Source organism: Nitrosospira multiformis, assembly GCF_900103165.1.
GTDB classification, from domain to species: domain Bacteria; phylum Pseudomonadota; class Gammaproteobacteria; order Burkholderiales; family Nitrosomonadaceae; genus Nitrosospira; species Nitrosospira multiformis_D.
In genome coordinates this window covers 1,279,152-1,297,008 of sequence record NZ_FNKY01000001.1, presented here as the reverse complement: position 1 = coordinate 1,297,008, position 17,857 = coordinate 1,279,152, and the positions used below count along the sequence as shown (strand labels likewise).

Below are 17,857 nucleotides of genomic sequence, written 5' to 3'. Positions count from 1 at the left end.
CCTGCTTCCTGTTAAGCATCACCGATTGCGGCATGCATCGGATCGTCTTCAGCCTCCGTGGATGTGGTGGTCACCGAATTGAGCGCCGCCTGCAAGGTATGCCACGGCAGAATTGCACATTTGACGCGTGTCGGAAGATCGCGTACCCCTGCAAAAACGGTGAGCCGGCCCAGATGATGATCACCGTCAAGGTTGAGCTTGCCGATTGCCATATCACGAAATTCCTGAATCAATGTTTCAGCGTCCGCCCGTGTCTTGCCTTTTACGACGGCAGTCATCATTGAGGCCGATGCCTTGCAGATCGCACATGACTCACCATGGAAAGCAATACGATCAATGCGCTCCCCGTCAAGATTGAGTGCAATATCGAGGTGGTCACCGCACAGCGGATTATGACCGACGGCGTGATGACTTGCGTTATCGAGCGTACCGTAATTGCGCGGCTTCTTGTTGTGGTCGAGGATAACCTCTTGATAAAGTGATTTCGTACTCATTACGTGAAAATCTTCTGTACGGTGCGAAGACTCGCGATAAATGAATCCACCTCGGTCAGCGTATTGTAAAATGCAAAAGAGGCGCGTGTCGTTGCCGGCACCTTGAGACGCAGCATCACCGGCTGCACACAATGGTGGCCCGTACGTACCGCGACTCCATCCTGATTCAGGAGCGTGCCGATATCATGCGGATGCACGCCCTTGACCTCAAACGACAGCACCGCGGTTTTCATTGCGGCGGTGCCAATAATACGCACACCCGGTACACGGCTTATCTGTTCGGTCGCATAGTTGAGCAGATCAAGTTCTTGCGAAGCAATGGTATCCATGCCAACCGACAATAAATAATCAACCGCGGCACCCAGTCCGATCGCAGCCGCAATCGGGGGCGTACCCGCTTCAAACTTGTGCGGGATAGTATTGTAGGTGGTCTTTTCAAACGTCACCGACAAAATCATATCCCCGCCACCCTTGAACGGCTGCATGCGCTCGAGCAACTCGGCCTTCCCATAAAGAATGCCAATACCCGTCGGGCCGCACATCTTATGACCTGAGAACGCATAGAAATCGCAATCGAGGTCCTGCACATCGACTTTCATATGCGGCACCGCCTGCGCCCCATCGATCAGTACCGGTACCCCGCGCGCATGCGCGAATGCAATCATGGATTTGACCGGATTGATCGTACCCAGCGCGTTCGACACGTGCATCACGCCAACAAATTTCGTGCGCTCGTTAAAAAGTTTCTCGTACTCGTCAATAAGAAGTTCGCCCGCGTCGTTGATGGGCGCAACACGGATTTTTGCTCCTTTCTCTTCCGCCAGCATCTGCCACGGCACTATATTCGAATGGTGTTCCAGCGTAGTCAGAATGATCTCGTCACCAGCGCCGATGAACTTGCGGCCGTAGCCGTGCATCACCAGATTGATCGCATCCGTGGTGCCGCTGGTAAAGATAACTTCCCTGTCTTCGCGCGCATTGATGAAGCGCTGCAACTTGCGGCGTGATTCCTCGTATTCCGCGGTTGCCGTTTCCGACAGGTAATGCACTCCACGATTGATATTGGCATGTTGCGTGGTCTGATAACGCACCAGACGGTCGATGACTGGCTGCGGCATCTGGCAGGATGCCGCATTATCGAAATAGACCAGGGGTTTACCGTCGATCTGGAGCTTGAGAATCGGAAAATCAGCGCGAACTTTCTCAATATCAAACATCAAATCGAATTGTGACTCCAAAGCGGATTCTATAAGCTGCATAATTCAGTTTCTCTGAGTTTGCTCAAGTGCCGTCTGCTCAAGTCGATGTTTCAGCGATGCAATCGATATGCGATCGATGATTTCAGCGCCAAATGCATACGTCAGTAAGTTGCGTGCCGTGGTTTCGGATAGCCCCCGGCTCTTGAGATAAAATACTTCCTCATTATCGAGTTGGCCAACAGTTGCCCCGTGCGCACACTTCACATCATCCGCGAAAATTTCCAGCTGCGGCTTGGTATCCACGCGCGCCTTCGCATTCAGCAGCAAATTACGGCTCGACTGCGAGGAATCGGTGCGCTGCGCACCCGGGCGAACCATGATTTTACCGTTGAATACCGCATGCGCAGCCCCATCCACAATGCATTTATGTGACTGGGTACTTGTACCATGAGGTTTCGCATGGTCGATGCAGGTATGCGTATCGGCAAGCTGCCGTCCTGTGATCAACGCCAGTCCGTCAATGGTGCACTCCGCCCCTTCGGCCGCAAGCAGCGTGTTCAGGTTGTAGCGCGAGATGCGTGCGCCAAGCGCGACGCTGACTGATCGATAGCGGCTTGCATGCGCGAGCGACACCGCGCAATTCGCAATGTGAAACGCCTCGGTACTATCGCGCTGAACCCGGATGTGATCGACCTGAGCATTGTCGGCAAGCACGATCTCGGTCACCGCATTGGTTACGTAAGCATCTTCCTGCAACGCAACGTAATCCTCGATGACCGTTACCACACTGCCGGATTCGGCTATCAACAGGCAACGTGGATGACTTGCCGCCTCCTTTTGCGTCGCGATAAACAAAAGGTGCACCGGCTCATCAACCACTCCATTGCGCGGCACGATGATTAGCGCTCCGTCATGCAGGAACGCAGTATTGAGCGCCGTAAACACATTGTCTTGAAACCCGGCGTGACGGCCAAGATGCGGCTCTATCGCCGCTGTATACGCGGCTACCGATTCCGATAAATTGGTAACGACCAGGCCAGGGTCTTTAGCGCCATCTGGCTGCCGGGACAACTGCGGCGCGTACACGCCATCGACGAACACGAGCCGGATCTTGGCTTCTTCCAGATAAAAATGTTCGGCGTCCGCTGCGCTCAACGACGGCTCGGCCCGTACCGGTTGGAACGATAGCCTGGACAGCGGCGAAATGTCGGTAAAGCGCCATTCCTCATCGCGTGTAGTCGGTACTTTCAGCGTACCGGCACGATCGACGGCGTCGGCCCGCAACTGATTAAGCCATGCCAGCGGGCTTGATGGCAATTGCGGCTGCCCTTGAAGCAGGCTTTCAAGATAGCTGCTACCGGTAACCATGATCACGCTCATACTCTGGCCGCGGCACGTTGCTCGACGCTGACCCAATCGTAACCACGCATCTCAAGTTCCAGCGCCAGCTCTTTTCCACCCGTCTTGATGATACGGCCCGACTCCATCACGTGCACGTAGTCCGGCACGATATAGTTGAGCAGACGCTGATAATGCGTCACCAATATGATTGCATTGTCCTTGTTTGCGAGCTGATTCACGCCATTGGTGACGATCCTGAGCGCATCGATATCAAGGCCGGAATCGGTCTCATCGAGAATCGCCAACCGTGGCTCAAGCAACGCCATCTGTAATATTTCGTTTCTCTTTTTCTCTCCACCGGAAAAACCTTCATTGACACCTCGATCGAGAAAATCCGGATTCATTTCAAGCAACTTCATCTTTTCACGCACAAAGTCCTCAAACTCGAGCGGATCAAGTTCTTCCTTGCCGCGTTGGGCCTGCACGGTATTGTAAGCAAGACGCAGGAAATGGCTGTTGGCGACGCCAGGTATCTCTATCGGGTACTGAAAAGCAAGGAATAGGCCAGCACGCGCACGCTCCTCCGGTTCAAGATCGAACAGGTTGTTGCCTTCAAACGTCACCGAGCCATCGGTGACTTCATAGGCATTATGACCGGCGAGTACTTTTGCCAGGGTACTTTTACCCGAACCATTCGTTCCCATGATTGCATGTATTTCACCACTTCTGACCGTTAGATCGATACCTTTGAGAATCTCTACTCCGTTAACGGTCGCCCGCAGTCCGCGCGCCTCAAGCAGCGTTTTGCTGTCCTGATAAATCATCCGACACTCCCTTCGAGCTTGAAGCCGAGCAGTTTGGTCGCCTCGACCGCAAACTCCATCGGCAACTGTTGAAATACATCCTTGCAAAATCCATTAATAATCATTGATACCGCTTCCTCGTTGCCGATACCGCGTTGTGCAAAATAAAACAATTGATCTTCGCCGATCTTTGACGTTGATGCTTCGTGCTCGACTTTGGCAGTATGGTTACGAACCTGAATATAGGGAAAAGTATTGGCACTGCACTCGTCGCCGATCAGCATCGAATCACATTGCGAATAATTGCGGGCTCCGGCGGCGGTCGGCGCGATTCTGACGAGCCCACGGTAGCTATTGTTGGAATGACCGGCTGAGATACCCTTGCTGACTATGGTGCTGCGCGTATTCTTTCCCAAGTGAACCATCTTGGTGCCGGTATCGGCCTGTTGATAATGATTAGTGACCGCAACGGAATAGAACTCACCGACCGAGTTCTCACCCAGCAAGACGCAGGAAGGGTATTTCCAGGTAATTGCCGAACCCGTTTCAACCTGGGTCCATGAAATGCGCGAATTGACACCTTTGGCCAGACCGCGTTTGGTAACAAAATTATAGATGCCACCCAGGCCATTTTCGTCACCCGCATACCAGTTCTGCACTGTCGAATATTTTATATCGGCATTGTCGAGCGCCACCAGTTCAACCACCGCCGCATGCAATTGATTGGTATCAAACTTGGGTGCGGTACAACCTTCCAGGTAGGAAACCGACGCTCCCTCCTCGGCGATAATGAGAGTGCGCTCGAACTGCCCCGACTCCTCGGTGTTGATACGAAAGTAAGTTGACAGGTCCATCGGGCATTTGACGCCTTTGGGAAGGAAGCAGAATGTGCCATCGGTGAAGACCGCCGAGTTAAGCGCGGCGTAGTAATTGTCACCCACCGGCACCACGGTACCGAGGTATTGCTTCATCAGATCCGGATGCATATGGACGGCTTCCGAAATCGAACAGAAAATAATACCCACCTCGGCCAGTTTCTGCTTGTAGGTCGTTGCCACCGACACGCTGTCGAAAATCACATCGACGGCCACGCCGGCAAGGGCGGCACGCTCGTGCATCGGCACGCCAAGTTTCTCGAAGGTGCGCAACAACTCAGGATCAACCTCGTCCATGCTGCTCAACTTCTTCTTCGGTTTGGGTGCAGAGTAGTAACTGATCGCCTGGAAATCGATCTTCGGGTATTTAACGCTCGACCACTTCGGTTCTTCCATCTTGAGCCATTGCTGATAAGCCTTGAGCCGAAATTCGAGCAACCATTCGGGCTCATCCTTCTTGGCCGAAATCAGCTTGATAGTGTCTTCACTCAGTCCCTTCGGCGCAACGTCGGACTCGATGTCCGTAACAAAACCGTGCTTGTAGGGCTGGTTGACCAGATTTTGTAATACTGCACTCATTAGATTGCTCCAATATCGTTTACGTCGAAGAAAATTCTTCGTACCCGTTACTCGAAATTCTTTTGCACCTTTTCGCCACCTTGGCGCCCTCCGCCGACAGGTTAAACCTTGGCGGGTTCCTTCAAACTGAAGCTTTCGCCACAGCCGCACATATTGTCGACATTAGGATTCTCGAATCTGAACGAATCATTGAGTCCTTCCTTGACGAAATCAATACGCGAACCGTCGAGAAACGGTAAGCTGCCGGCATCCACCACCACATTAGCATTGCAAGACTCGAACATCTTATCGTCCGCGCCAATATCGTCCGCGTAATCAAATGTGTAGGCAAAACCAGAGCAGCCCACTTTCTTTACGCCGACACGCAAGGCCAATCCCTTGCCACGCTTGGCAAGCTGCTTCCGGATCTGTTTCGCGGCATTCTCAGTTAATGTTATCGCCATCACTATTCCCGCGCGCCATTCTAAATGATGATCGAAATAAACGTGTGCTATCCAGGTCGGATCAGGTCAGATCAGGCCGGATATACGGAGTGCTCACGTTCAGCCATAACACCACGCTCGGGCATGACCTTTCGCATATCCAGCATTGGGACCACGCCACTCTGCTTCGCTTGCCTCGCTCTCTGGTCATCAACCAGCTGCTTCAGCGTAATCGCGCCAAGGTGATCGAAAATCAGATCATTAAGCTTTATCCACAAATCGTGTGTCATGCACTTTTTGTCATTGTGGCAATTTTCCTTTCCGCTGCATTGTGTTGAATCCATCGGTTCGTCCACCGCAAGGATGATCTCGGCAATCGACACTTCCGCCATGTCCCTGGCAAGACAATAACCACCACCCGGGCCGCGCACACTGTCGACAAGCGCGCGTTGCCGCAGCTTGGCAAACAGTTGCTCAAGGTAGGATAGCGAGATTTGTTGACGCTGGCTGATTTCAGCGAGCGTCACGGGATGCGCGCTACGCTGCATTGCAAGATCCAACAGCGCCGTTACCGCAAACCGTCCTTTAGTTGTTAGCCTCATGGTAAGCTCCTCTTTACTCTCGTAAATTCAATCAATAGAGATATTAAACATAGCGGATCCAGCCAGTACCTCAGTGAGTACCTTTATCAATACATGACTGATTTAGTCAACTATAAGATACCTGATCGATTTAGTCAACTATATTTTACCGAAAAAACGGGTACCGCCGAATACACTTCGTTCATCCGGATTCGCACGTGTCGGGCGCAGCGGTGGCCGCCGAACAGCATGGAATTTGTGGGCATACGCCGCAAAAAACTTTGCGATCCGCCATAGCAAGCGCCATGCGATGCAGGTTCAGTGGTTAGGGAATCAGGAACGGTATGCTCTTGAGCACACAACGTTTAGCGGCGCCGGAGTCTCATATGAGATTTGACCAATTCTATTGCCTGGTAGCGAAATCGATTGCCATCGGTATCTTTCACCCACATATGCAGCAAGCCAATAAAAAATAGATGCGTATCCGTCGCTAATTGAGAAGGATCATGGGAGGCATGCAATTGCTTGCGAGCTTTTGCACGCTCATAAACCAGTTTAAGCTTTTCCTCGATACCGGAGCAGTTTGATAAAATTTGCCGCAAAACGGTAGCGAATTCGTCCACATATTCACACTTGATCATCATGATTTCGTAAATCTGCCGTGTCTCGATACTATCAGTCAGGTTCTGGATAGTGCCGCATAAAAAATTTTCTACACACGCAAGCGGATCTTCAGAGCGTTCCACCAGCAAGGTATCGTCCATGCGATCAATGAGTGGTAGAAATACCTGTTCGCGCATCGCCTGAAACAAGGCGATTTTATTGTTGAAGTGCCAATAGATGGCTCCGCGCGTAACGCCCGCCTGAACGGCAATGTGCTCCATCGTGGTGCGACTGACACCGCGCGTCAAAAATACCTCGCGTGCCGCCTGAATAAGACGTTGCCGGGTTAATTCCGCGTCCTCCTTAGTTTTTCGGGCCATCGTGCGAGTGAATTCCTTATTGACTATTTACACCGATAGATTTTTGTATATAATTTACATACAAACACGAATGTATGCAAGTATTCCGTTTTGATCCGCTTAGTTTGGTACGGATTTGGAACATTAAGTTTATCCGGCATGGAGTTAAAAATGGCAGTTCCCAGGCATTATAAGAATAAATTTCGTAGTTCATGGGTAATTCACTCAAAATTAGTCATTGCGCTGGTAATGGGCGTTGCGTTGGGCGCATGCGGCAAAAGCGATCAGGCGGCCAGCCAATCTCAGGCCGGCATGGCGCTTCCTGTCAGCGTGGTTGAAGTACAGCCCACCAGCGTGCCGATCAGTGCCGAAGCCGTTGCACAAACCGAAGGCGCCAAGGAAGTCGAAATACGGCCACGCGTTGGCGGCATTTTGCTCAAACGCCTGTATGAAGAAGGCACCGCGGTAAAAGCGGGTCAGCCCATGTTTCAGATTGATCCCGTACCCTATCAAAATGCCCTGGCCCAGGCAAGGGCGCAACTTGCTGAACAAAAAGCCCGTATCAAGCAGGCCGAGCGGGAAGAAAACCGTTTGCGTGATTTGCTGGATACGCAGGCTATCAGTCAGCGTGAGTATGACAACGCCGCCTCTGACAGTGCAATCGTCAGCGCTGCCTTACAACAGGCCGAAGCACGTTTACGCGACGCCGAGCTCAATCTTTCTTATACCACCGTGACAGCGCCGGTAAGCGGTATATCGGGCCGCTTCCAATTCTCCGAGGGCGCACTCGTGGAAGCCAACGCCAGCCTGCTGACCACGCTGGTTCAGCTATCACCCATATGGGTGCGCTTCAGTCTTTCCGACAGTGAACTGGCACAGCTTGGTGGCCACCTGAATGAAGAAAATGTACAACACGTTGTGCTGGTATTGCCAGACGGGACGGAATACGAAAAGAAAGGCAAGCTGAATTTTGCCGCCAGCCAGATCAACCCGGCGCTGGGTACACAACAGTTACGCGCGACATTTGAAAACACCGATCAGCGGCTGCTGCCAGGACAATTTGTCCGTGCACGCGTCATCACGGGTGAACGCGATGGGGTCTTTCTCGTCCCCCAGGTTGCGGTGCAGACATCCGATCTGGGTAAAAGTGTCTATGTAATGAATGAGAAAAACGAGGCGACGGTACGACCGGTAGTGGCGGGCCGCTGGATAGGCAAGGATTGGGTGATTCTTGAGGGACTCAAAGCCGGTGACAAGGTTATTGTCGATAACATTATCAAACTGCGTCCCGGTACGCTTGTGTCATCCCATGCGCCAGGAGGAGCGCCTGCGGCACCGTTGGTTGAAGCCCCTGCTCAATCCCCTGCCCAGTCCGACCCTGATAAGCAGACGTAGGCGGGAATCTCATGACCAGATTCTTTATTACCCGGCCGATTTTCGCATCGGTATTGTCCATCATCATCGTGTTGGCAGGGCTGGCATCCGCGATGCAGCTGCCCATCGCACAATACCCCCAAATAGCGCCTCCCACCGTGTTGATCACCGCGACCTTTCCCGGTGCGAGTGCTGATACCCTGGCTAAAACGGTTGCCGCCCCGATTGAAGAGCAGTTGAGCGGCGTCGATAATCTCCTGTACTTCAGTTCCAGTGCCGACTCCAGCGGTACGCTAACCATCACTGCGACCTTTGAGGTCGGCACCGAAATCGACCAGGCAACTTTCAATGTAAGCAACCGTGTCAATATTGCCTTGCCGCGCCTGCCGGATGAAGTCCGCCGCACCGGCCTGGTAATTCAAAAGCGTTCCAATGACATTCTGCTGGTCTTTATGCTGATCTCGAAGGAGAAAGGAAAGTACGACCCGCTATATTTAAGCAATTACGCCACGCTTAACGTGCTGGACGAGCTAAAACGCACCAAAGGTGTGGGTGACGCGCTGGTGTTTGGGGGGCAAGACTACTCCATGCGCATCTGGTTGCGCCCTGACCGCATGGCGCAGTTGGGAGTGACCACAACAGACATCGCCGCGGCTATTCGCTCACAGAATGCACAGTATGCCGCCGGTAAGATAGGCCAGGAACCGGCACCGGCGGATCAGCAACTGGTTTATACGGTTAACGCCAAAGGCCGCCTGCTGGAACCCGAGCAATTCGGCAATATCATTTTGCGGGCGGAGGGACCCCAGGGTGTTCTCTATCTCAAGGATGTCGCCACGATCGACTTGGGAGCGCTAAGCTATGACGTGCGTACGGCATTAAACGGGCAACCCGGCGCAGGTATCCCTATCTTTCTGAAACCCGGCGCAAACGCGCTCGACACGGCCAAAGCATTGATGGCCAAGATGGAGGAACTGAAGCAGTATTTTCCGGAAGGAATGGATTATGTCGTGCCTTACGACACCAGCATATTTGTTAAGGCTTCGATGTGGGAAGTGGTCAAAACACTCGGCGAAGCGATGATCCTCGTTGTTCTGGTTGTATATGTTTTCCTGCAAAGCTGGCGCGCTACGCTGATTCCCCTTATCGCAGTACCCATTTCCCTGATCGGTACCTTTGCCGGCCTGTGGGTGTTCGGCTTTTCCATCAATACGCTCACCCTGTTTGCCATGGTGCTGTCTATCGGGATCGTGGTGGACGATGCGATTGTCGTGCTGGAAAACATCGAACGTTTGATGGACGAAGAAAAACTGTCGCCGATGAAAGCCGCCATCAAATCGATGGAGCAGGTCGCGCGCGCCGTCGTGGCGATTGTATTGGTGCTCTGCGCGGTATTTGTGCCCGTGGCTTTCATGGGCGGCATTGCCGGCGAGCTATATCGCCAGTTTGCGGTGACAGTCGCTGTCGCGGTCACCATCTCGGGTGTGGTAGCCCTGACGCTCACGCCCGCATTATGCGCGATCCTGCTGAAACATACGCATGGCGAGTCCGCGTTCTTTCGCGCATTTAACAACGGCTTCAGCCGCCTGACCCATTTTTACATCCGTATGGTCAGCACCACCTTGAAACACAAGATTATTGGGACATTCGTATTCACAGGTATCATCGCTGTTGCACTCTACCTGATTAAAATAGTTCCTGACAGCTTTGTGCCGCCTGAAGATCAGGGTTATGTGGTGACCGCAACAATCTTGCCTGACGGTGCAACACTGGCTCGAACAACCAGAACCGCCGAAGCGGTGCGCGCCGCCATCGCGGAGGATCCGGCTGTTGCCCATGAATTTGTGGTCAATGGCTTCGACCTTATTGGCGGGGGCAATAAAACCAGCTCGGCTACCATGTTTGTTGCATTTAAAGACTGGTCCGAGCGCACCTCCACAGCGGAGGACATTGTCAAAAAGCTGTCTGGTATCGGCATGCAGCAGTCTGACGGCATAGCGATTGCGTTTAATCCACCGGCCATTCGTGGTCTGGGCACTGCGGGAGGCTTTGAAGTCTATGTACAGAGCCGCGCTGGCGCAACTCCCGTGCAATTATCGGGTGTCGTGAACAACTTCATTGATGCACTCAATCAGGAACCCCGTCTTGCCGGTATAGCCACTTTTTTCCGTCCTACGGTACCGCAATTCTTTATTGAAGTAGATGAAGCCAAGGCAATTTCACAGGGGGTATCGATTGCCGACCTGTATGCCACCTTGCAGAGCACCATGGGTTCGCTCTATATCAATGATTTTAATAAGGCCGGACGCACCTATCGCGTACAATTACAGGCTGAACCTCAATACCGCATGAAACCAGAGGATCTCGGCAGAGTATACGTGCGGTCACAATCCGGAGAGATGGTGCCTATGTCGGCACTCAGCACAATCAGCACCATTGCAGGCGCAGAGCAACTGGAGCGTTACAATGGCCTGCTTTCCGCGAAAGTAATGGGAGGCGGCGCGCCGGGTGTAAGCTCGGGCGACGCCATCAAACTGGTGGAAGAGATTGCGGCAAAGAATTTACCGGATAATTATCAAATTGCCTGGACAGCACAAGCCTATCAGGAAAAACGTACCGGTTCGGCGGCGATCCTTGCTTTCAGTTTCGCCATCATCATGGTGTTTCTTATCCTGGCGGCACAATTCGAAACCTGGACATTGCCGCTGGCCGTAATCATGGCGGTGCCTTTTGCGTTGGTTGGCGCCCTGCTTGCCGTTTTAATTCGCGGGATGCCTAATGATATCTATTTCCAGGTAGGCCTGATTACGCTAATAGGGCTGGCGGCAAAAAATGCTATTCTGATTGTGGAATTTGCCAGTCAGAAAATGAGAGAAGGCATGCCAGTTGCACAAGCCGCGGTTGAGGCCGCGCGTCTGCGCTTTCGCCCGATTGTCATGACTTCCATGGCTTTTGTATTGGGTATCGTGCCGCTCGTGATCGCCACGGGAGCGGGAGCTGCTGCCCGCCGCTCCATGGGTACCGGTGTGTTTGGCGGAATGATACTTGCGACCTTTGTCGCCACCATATTCATTCCATTGTTCTTTACCTGGCTTACCGGCAAGCAAACGGAGAAGCGGGTTAAAGATGCGCAGGCAGAAATGACATGATGCCACATTTAAGATTACCCCATCCGGTGGCGGTGTCTGCCTTGGTCAGCGGTGTTAAATCGATCGTTGCGGCCACTGCATCTTCCGCTACACCCGGAAAATTTACAGCGGTGGCTCTTTCATTGAAGACAGGATATTACCGCCGAATCCGCATACTGTTGTTACTTCCGAGCCTTCTGTTAGCATCCTGCGCCATGGGACCCGACTATTTCCGGCCTCCTATCGACACCGCCGAGAAGTTTCGCATGGCGGAAACGGAAGGGCAATCCATCGCCAATCTTCCCTGGTGGGAGCTTCTTCAGGATGAAGAACTTCAACGGCTCATCAACCAGGCCTTGCTCGAAAACAGGGATCTCAAGCAGGCGGTGGCAAGCATTGAGGAACTCCAGGCCCGCCTGAGCATCGCTCGCATGGATTTTCTTCCCAAAATGGACATCAGTGCCAACGCTCCGGCATTTGGCACGCTCGGTGGATTTCTTCGCCCCGGTTTTCCAACACCCTACAGTTATTTCGGCCAGACGACCCTGAATTGGGAAGTGGATATCTGGGGCAGGCTTCGTCGCTCCAATGAGGCCGCCCGCGCCGACCTGATGGCGCGCGAGGAGAATCGCCGGGCGATAGTGCTGACGTTGGTAAGCTCGGTGGCACAGTCCTATTTCGATCTTCTGCAATTTGATATGCAGATGAGTATTGCCCTTCGCGCCCTGTCGTCATGGGAAGAATCGGTTGCCATTTCCCAGGCACAACTGCGAGGCGGCGTGATTTCCCGCCTCGATCTGGATCAGTTCGAAGCGGAGCGGGCCAACGCCGCTACCCGAGTGGCGCAAGTAGAGCGGCAGATGGTTCAGAAGGAAAATGAACTGAGTGTATTGCTCGGAAAGAACCCGGTGCCGATTACGCGAGGCCACTCGCTGACGGAACAGCTGATGCCGCCGGAAGTGCCGTCCGGCCTGCCTTCCGAGCTGCTGCAACGGCGTCCCGATATTCTCCAGGCGGAGCAAACGCTGGCGGCGGCCACCGCCAGAATCGGGATGGCCAAAGCAGCGCGATTTCCCAAGCTCTCGATCACCGGTTTTCTGGGGGTAGCGAGCCCGGCCTTGTCAAATCTACTACTCTCCGGCAGCGAGTTTGGAGTGGGCGGACTCGGGCTGGCCGGCCCATTGCTGAATGCGCAAAGCCTGGGGTTCGACCAGCGGGCAGCTGAAGCCCAGGCGAGGCAGGTATTGGCCGAATACGAGCAAACCATCCTGGTGGCATTCAAGGAGGTGGAAGACGCCCTGGTGGCGATTCGCACCGCCAATGATCAGCGCAATGCGCAGCAGGAGCAGGTCAAAGCGCTGCGCTCAGCGTTGCGTGTGGCCGACCTTCGCTACAAGGGGGGCATTACGAGCTATGTGGATGTGCTCCTTGCCAAGCGTTTGCTGTTCGAGGCCGAATTTGCTCTCACGACTACACACCGTTTGCATCTGGTGTCCGTCGTTCAGCTCTACAAGGCCTTAGGCGGAGGCTGGATGCCGGGATGATCGATGCCGCGTCCTCAGCGGCCGCGAACAGGAGATTCGTTGGATTTCTACCTTTCGTTAACGTCTTGACGGCCATAATCTTATTTCCCGATACTTCATTTTTTCCGGGATAACCCAAGAGTCACGCATATGTACTTGACAATCCACTGGTTAATAACGCCGGTCATCAGAGATAGGGCTGTCATTGGTCGCATGAATGCCGGGTTACTTCCGATGCTTCTGATCCTGCTTGCCGGTTGCTCGGAGAAAGCGCCCCTTCCTCCTCCGCCCGTCCCTCAAGTAGAAGTCATTACCGTCACTACTCAAACGGTCCCGGATGAGCCGGAATTTATTGGTCAAACGGAGGCCTTCCGCCCGGTGGAGATTCGGCCGCAAGTAACCGGGATCATTAAAAAGGTCTTTTTTACCGAGGGCCGAAATGTCAGGAAGGATGACCCGCTGTATCTCATCGATCCTGTGCCCTTCAGAGCCATCTACCTCAGCGGCAAAGCCAGGGTGGCCCAGGCTCAGGCCCAGCTCGTCCAGGCTGAGCAGGACCTGGCTCGCGTGAAACCACTTCTTGAAGAACAAGCCGTCAGCCGAAAAAATGTTGATGATGCCGTAGCGGCAGTTCTGGGAACCAAGGCCGCGCTGGAGGCTGCGCAAAGCGATCTGGTCAAGGCAAAATTCGATCTCGACAACACCCTCATCACCGCTCCCGTGAATGGCCGCATCGGTCGCAGCCATTTCTATGAAGGGAGATTGATCTCCGCCCAGACAACCCTTTTGACCACCATTGACCAACTGGATCCCATGTATGTCAATGTGAGCGTTCCGGAAAGCTATCTGCTCCGGCGCCGCCGCGAACTCGCTGAACATAAAGTCGAGCGACCGGATATTTTTCAATTACGCGGCATCATGACGTTTTCGGACGGAAGTGTATATCCTGGGGAAGGGATACTGGATTTTGCTGATGTTACCGTACGATCCGAGACGGGGATGCTACAGGCGCGGTTTATGTTTCCCAATCCCGAAGGAGGGTATTCTCCCGGGCAGTCCTACTTTTATCCTGGACAGTTCGTCAAGATTCGTCTCAAGGGCTACATCCGTACCAACGCTATCCTCATCCCCCAGCGGGCCGTTCAGCAGGGACCCAGAGGATCGTTCGTATATGTGATCGATGCAGAAGACAAGGCCGAGTTTCGTCCGATTCATGCCAGTTCGTGGCGTGGGAACGAATGGTTGATCGAAGACGGTCTCCATTCTGGAGAACGGGTGGTCGTGGAAGGATTTCATCGCGTGCGGCCAGGAATTCAAGTGAGCGCCATCCCATACCAGAATGGAAAGACTTCCTCGAATAACCGTTCGGAGGAACAAGGCGCGCAAAAGACACCATGAGTCCCCATTTTTTCATTGATCGTCCAATTTTTGCATCGGTCCTGTCCATCATTATTGTGGTGGTCGGCCTGGTCTCGTTAAAGACGCTGCCCATCGCACAGTTTCCACAAATTACGCCGCCCATGGTGCAGATTGACGCGGACTATCCCGGTGCCAGCGCGGAAGTCGTCGCGGAGGCCGTGGCGCGTCCGATCGAGGTACAACTCCCCGGTATCGATAACCTTTTGTACTACGATTCCACCAGCACGAATGACGGGCATATGACAATGAGGCTCACGTTCGAAATTGGAACCGACGTGGATATCGCACAGGTCCAGACACAGAACCGGCAGCGCCTTGCCGAACCGCAGTTGCCGGACGAGGTCGTTCGCCAGGGCATCACCGTTAAAAAGACGTCACCGGATCTGCTGGCGGTCATTGCGCTGAGCTCCACCGACCCCAGGCATGACACCGTTTTCCTCTCAAACTATGCCCTGCTTCGAATTCTCGATAGCGTCAAACGGCTTCCGGGTGTCGGGGACGCCACCATCTTTGGCGGCCAGAACTATTCCATGAGATTGATTCTCGATCCCGTCCGGATGGCGCAACTCGATCTCACGCCGACTGAGGTTGCGGCAGTCGTGCGTGAGCAGAATCGGGATTTCCCGGCGGGAAGAATAGGCCGTGAGCCCACGTCTCAGGGCACGGAACTCACCATCCCGGTCATTACGCGCGGCCGAATGAGCGAGGTAAACGAATTCGAGGACATGATCGTGCGAGCCTATCCGGATGGCTCCATGGTACGAATGCGGGATATCGCGCGAGTAGAACTGGGCGCCCAATCTTATGACCTTGAAGGCCGATGGAATGGAAAGCCCAATACGTTTCTTTTAACCTTTCTTGCGCCGGGAGCCAATGCGCTCGACACCGTCCAGCGGGTTCGCCAGGAAATGGACAAGCTCACCAAGAGTTTTCCTGCGGGGGTGTCCTACGATATCCCCTACGACACCACTACCTTCATCGAAGTTTCCATCAAGGAGGTCGTGAAGACACTCGTTGAAGCGACCCTCCTGGTCATCCTGGTCGTTTTTATTTTTTTACAGAGCTGGCGTGCAACGCTCATTCCAGCCATCGCCGTTCCCATTTCGCTCATTGGAACGCTTGCCGGCATGGCGGCGCTGGGATTTTCGATTAACACACTAACCCTGTTCGGCATGGTTCTGGCCATCGGCATCGTGGTGGATGATGCGATCGTGGTGGTGGAGAATGTTGAGCGGCACATGACCCAGGGCGGCCTGTCGCCCAAGGATGCGGCTAAAAAGGCGATGGACGAAGTGACCGGGCCGGTCATTGCAATCGTCCTGGTGCTGGCTGCCGTGTTTGTGCCGGTTGCTTTTCTGGGTGGAATCACCGGTGAACTGTACAAACAGTTTGCGATTACCATCGCCCTGTCGGTGGCCATTTCGGGATTCGTGGCGCTCACCCTGAGCCCCGCGCTGTGCGCCCTGGTTCTCAAGCCGGGTCACGGCCAGCCCAAGGGAATCTGGAAAATGTTCAACCGGTCGTTTGACTGGGTTCAGACCCGCTACGTGGGGACTGTTGGAGTCATCCTGAAACGATCGGTGATAGCCCTGGTAGTCTTCGGAACACTGATAGCGGTCATCCTGGGCCTGTTCAAAACCATTCCGGGCAGTTTCCTTCCGGAGGAAGATCAGGGCTACTTTATTACCATCGTCCAACTGCCGGATGGCGCCTCCAAGGCACGAACGATAGAGGTACTGAGTAAAATCGAAAGTTACTTCCAATCGATTCCCGCCGTTCACTCGACAGATACGCTGGCCGGGCAGAATTTTGTTTTCGGGACGCGCGGGACGAATCAGGCAACGATGTTTATCCCGCTGCATCATTGGGATACGCGCAGGAATGCCGAAGAGCAGGCGCCCGGCCTTATTGCAGCGGCTTTTCAGGAATTTGCCAAAATCCCCGAGGCTTTAATCCTTGCTTTTAATGCCCCCTCGATCAGGGGCCTCGGTTCCACAGGAGGTTTTTCCCTCCAATTACAAGACCCCAGCGGGGGCGATTTTGCCGAGTTCGCCGCCGTCGCTGAGGAATTTGTAGCCAAGGCGGTAGAACATCCGGCGATCGCGGCTGCCAGCACGAATTTTCGTGTGAGCGCCCCTCGTCTCTATGCCACGGTAGACCGGGAGCGGGCAAAGGCGCTGGGGGTGCCCATTTCCGAAGTCTTCGATACCATGCAAGCTTATTTCGGGAATCTGTATATCAACGATTTCGTAAAATTCGGCCGTATCTATCGGGTGCAAACGGAGGCGCTTCCGGAGTATCGGTCCAGCCCCGACGATATCAGCAAGGTCTATGTGCGCGCCCAGAATAACGAAGGGCGCACCATGATTCCGCTGGACTCGGTCGTCACCACCGAATTTACCAGCGGACCGGACCCGGTCACGCATTTCAACGGGTTCAACACCGCGCTTGTACTGGGAGGCGCCGCGCCAGGATACAGTTCAGGACAAGCGCTTGAGGCATTGGAACAGGTCGCGAACGAAATCCTGATTCCCCGGGGTTACGCAATCGATTGGAGCGGGATATCGTTCCAGGAGCATAAAGCGGGAGGACAGTCCATCCTGGTATTTGCCTTCGCCCTGCTCATGGTCTTTCTGGTCCTGGCCGCACTGTACGAAAGCTGGTCCATTCCACTCGCAGTCATTCTCGCAATACCTTTTGGAATTTTGGGTGCGTTGCTGGCCATATGGACGCGGGGGCTATCCAATGACATCTATTTTCAGATCGGACTGGTGACGTTGATCGGGTTGGCAGCAAAAAATGCAATCCTGATCGTCGAGTTTGCCAATCAACGATATGCAGCGGGGGTGTCACTGGCTGATGCTGCGCTCGAAGCGGCACGTCTCCGTTTTCGACCTATTGTTATGACTTCCCTGGCCTTTATTCTGGGCGTGTTTCCCCTTGTGGTGGCTTCCGGCGCTGGTGCGGCGAGCCGGAACTCCATTGGAACGGGCGTGTTTGGAGGAATGTTGGCCGCCACATTTCTAGCCATCTTTTTTGTGCCGCTTTTTTTTGTGACCATTGGAAAGATCGTGCGGCGAAGTAAGGGTTCAACGGCTGAAACTCAGCGGGTTTTAACTGAGGTCCCTTCCTCCACAAAAGAAGAATCATAAATGTG

13 protein-coding genes are annotated in these 17,857 nt (G+C 53.8%); 5 read left to right on the top strand and 8 right to left on the bottom strand.

The features are described from left to right. Nucleotides 1-11: 11 nt before the first annotated feature. The 8 genes from sufU to BLR00_RS05750 form a co-directional block, all read right to left on the bottom strand. On the bottom strand, nucleotides 12-494 hold the full coding sequence (sufU, locus tag BLR00_RS05785; RefSeq protein WP_074631442.1) for a Fe-S cluster assembly sulfur transfer protein SufU: 483 nt from the start codon (nucleotides 492-494) through the stop codon (nucleotides 12-14). Then, nucleotides 494-1,753 (bottom strand): cysteine desulfurase, encoded by a 1,260-nt coding sequence (locus BLR00_RS05780; RefSeq protein WP_074631440.1) that lies wholly within the window; start codon nucleotides 1,751-1,753, stop codon nucleotides 494-496. The genes sufU and BLR00_RS05780 overlap by 1 nt, the downstream gene beginning before the upstream one ends. Before the next feature lie 3 nt (nucleotides 1,754-1,756). Beyond that, nucleotides 1,757-3,061 (bottom strand): Fe-S cluster assembly protein SufD, encoded by a 1,305-nt coding sequence (gene sufD, locus BLR00_RS05775; protein ID WP_081346828.1) that lies wholly within the window; start codon nucleotides 3,059-3,061, stop codon nucleotides 1,757-1,759. Nucleotides 3,062-3,069: 8 nt separating this feature from the next. Then, nucleotides 3,070-3,858 (bottom strand): Fe-S cluster assembly ATPase SufC, encoded by a 789-nt coding sequence (gene sufC, locus BLR00_RS05770; RefSeq protein WP_074631437.1) that lies wholly within the window; start codon nucleotides 3,856-3,858, stop codon nucleotides 3,070-3,072. Continuing rightward, entirely contained in the window at nucleotides 3,855-5,291 is a 1,437-nt protein-coding gene (gene sufB / locus BLR00_RS05765; protein WP_074631435.1) for a Fe-S cluster assembly protein SufB, read from the bottom strand. Before sufB ends, sufC begins: the two co-directional genes overlap by 4 nt. Nucleotides 5,292-5,392: 101 nt before the next feature. Beyond that, the gene (locus BLR00_RS05760; protein WP_074631433.1) at nucleotides 5,393-5,734 is read right to left on the bottom strand and encodes a HesB/IscA family protein; all 342 of its coding nucleotides are present in this window, start codon (nucleotides 5,732-5,734) and stop codon (nucleotides 5,393-5,395) included. 71 nt (nucleotides 5,735-5,805) lie between these two features. Beyond that, nucleotides 5,806-6,315: an Rrf2 family transcriptional regulator gene (locus BLR00_RS05755; RefSeq protein WP_074631431.1), complete on the bottom strand. Its 510-nt coding sequence runs from the start codon at nucleotides 6,313-6,315 to the stop codon at nucleotides 5,806-5,808. 344 nt (nucleotides 6,316-6,659) lie between these two features. Continuing rightward, a complete protein-coding gene (locus tag BLR00_RS05750) occupies nucleotides 6,660-7,277 on the bottom strand; it encodes a TetR family transcriptional regulator (protein ID WP_074631429.1) in 618 nt (205 codons plus the stop codon). Between the two features lie 150 nt (nucleotides 7,278-7,427). Between BLR00_RS05750 and BLR00_RS05745 the strand changes: the two genes are divergently transcribed. The 5 genes from BLR00_RS05745 to BLR00_RS05725 all read left to right on the top strand — a co-directional run bounded on the left by BLR00_RS05745 (nucleotide 7,428) and on the right by BLR00_RS05725 (nucleotide 17,852). Further along, a complete protein-coding gene (locus BLR00_RS05745) occupies nucleotides 7,428-8,651 on the top strand; it encodes an efflux RND transporter periplasmic adaptor subunit (RefSeq protein ID WP_074631427.1) in 1,224 nt (407 codons plus the stop codon). 11 nt (nucleotides 8,652-8,662) lie between these two features. Beyond that, nucleotides 8,663-11,779, top strand: a complete 3,117-nt coding sequence (locus tag BLR00_RS05740) for an efflux RND transporter permease subunit (protein WP_074631424.1) — start codon at nucleotides 8,663-8,665, stop codon at nucleotides 11,777-11,779. Nucleotides 11,780-11,889: 110 nt separating this feature from the next. Beyond that, the gene (locus BLR00_RS05735; protein WP_256324189.1) at nucleotides 11,890-13,302 is read left to right on the top strand and encodes an efflux transporter outer membrane subunit; all 1,413 of its coding nucleotides are present in this window, start codon (nucleotides 11,890-11,892) and stop codon (nucleotides 13,300-13,302) included. A 213-nt stretch (nucleotides 13,303-13,515) separates the two neighbouring features. Further along, complete coding sequence (locus BLR00_RS05730; RefSeq protein ID WP_256324059.1) at nucleotides 13,516-14,679, top strand: efflux RND transporter periplasmic adaptor subunit; 1,164 nt, start codon at nucleotides 13,516-13,518, stop codon at nucleotides 14,677-14,679. Next, on the top strand, nucleotides 14,676-17,852 hold the full coding sequence (locus tag BLR00_RS05725; protein ID WP_074631419.1) for a multidrug efflux RND transporter permease subunit: 3,177 nt from the start codon (nucleotides 14,676-14,678) through the stop codon (nucleotides 17,850-17,852). Before BLR00_RS05730 ends, BLR00_RS05725 begins: the two co-directional genes overlap by 4 nt. The last annotated feature ends 5 nt before the right edge of the window (nucleotides 17,853-17,857 follow it).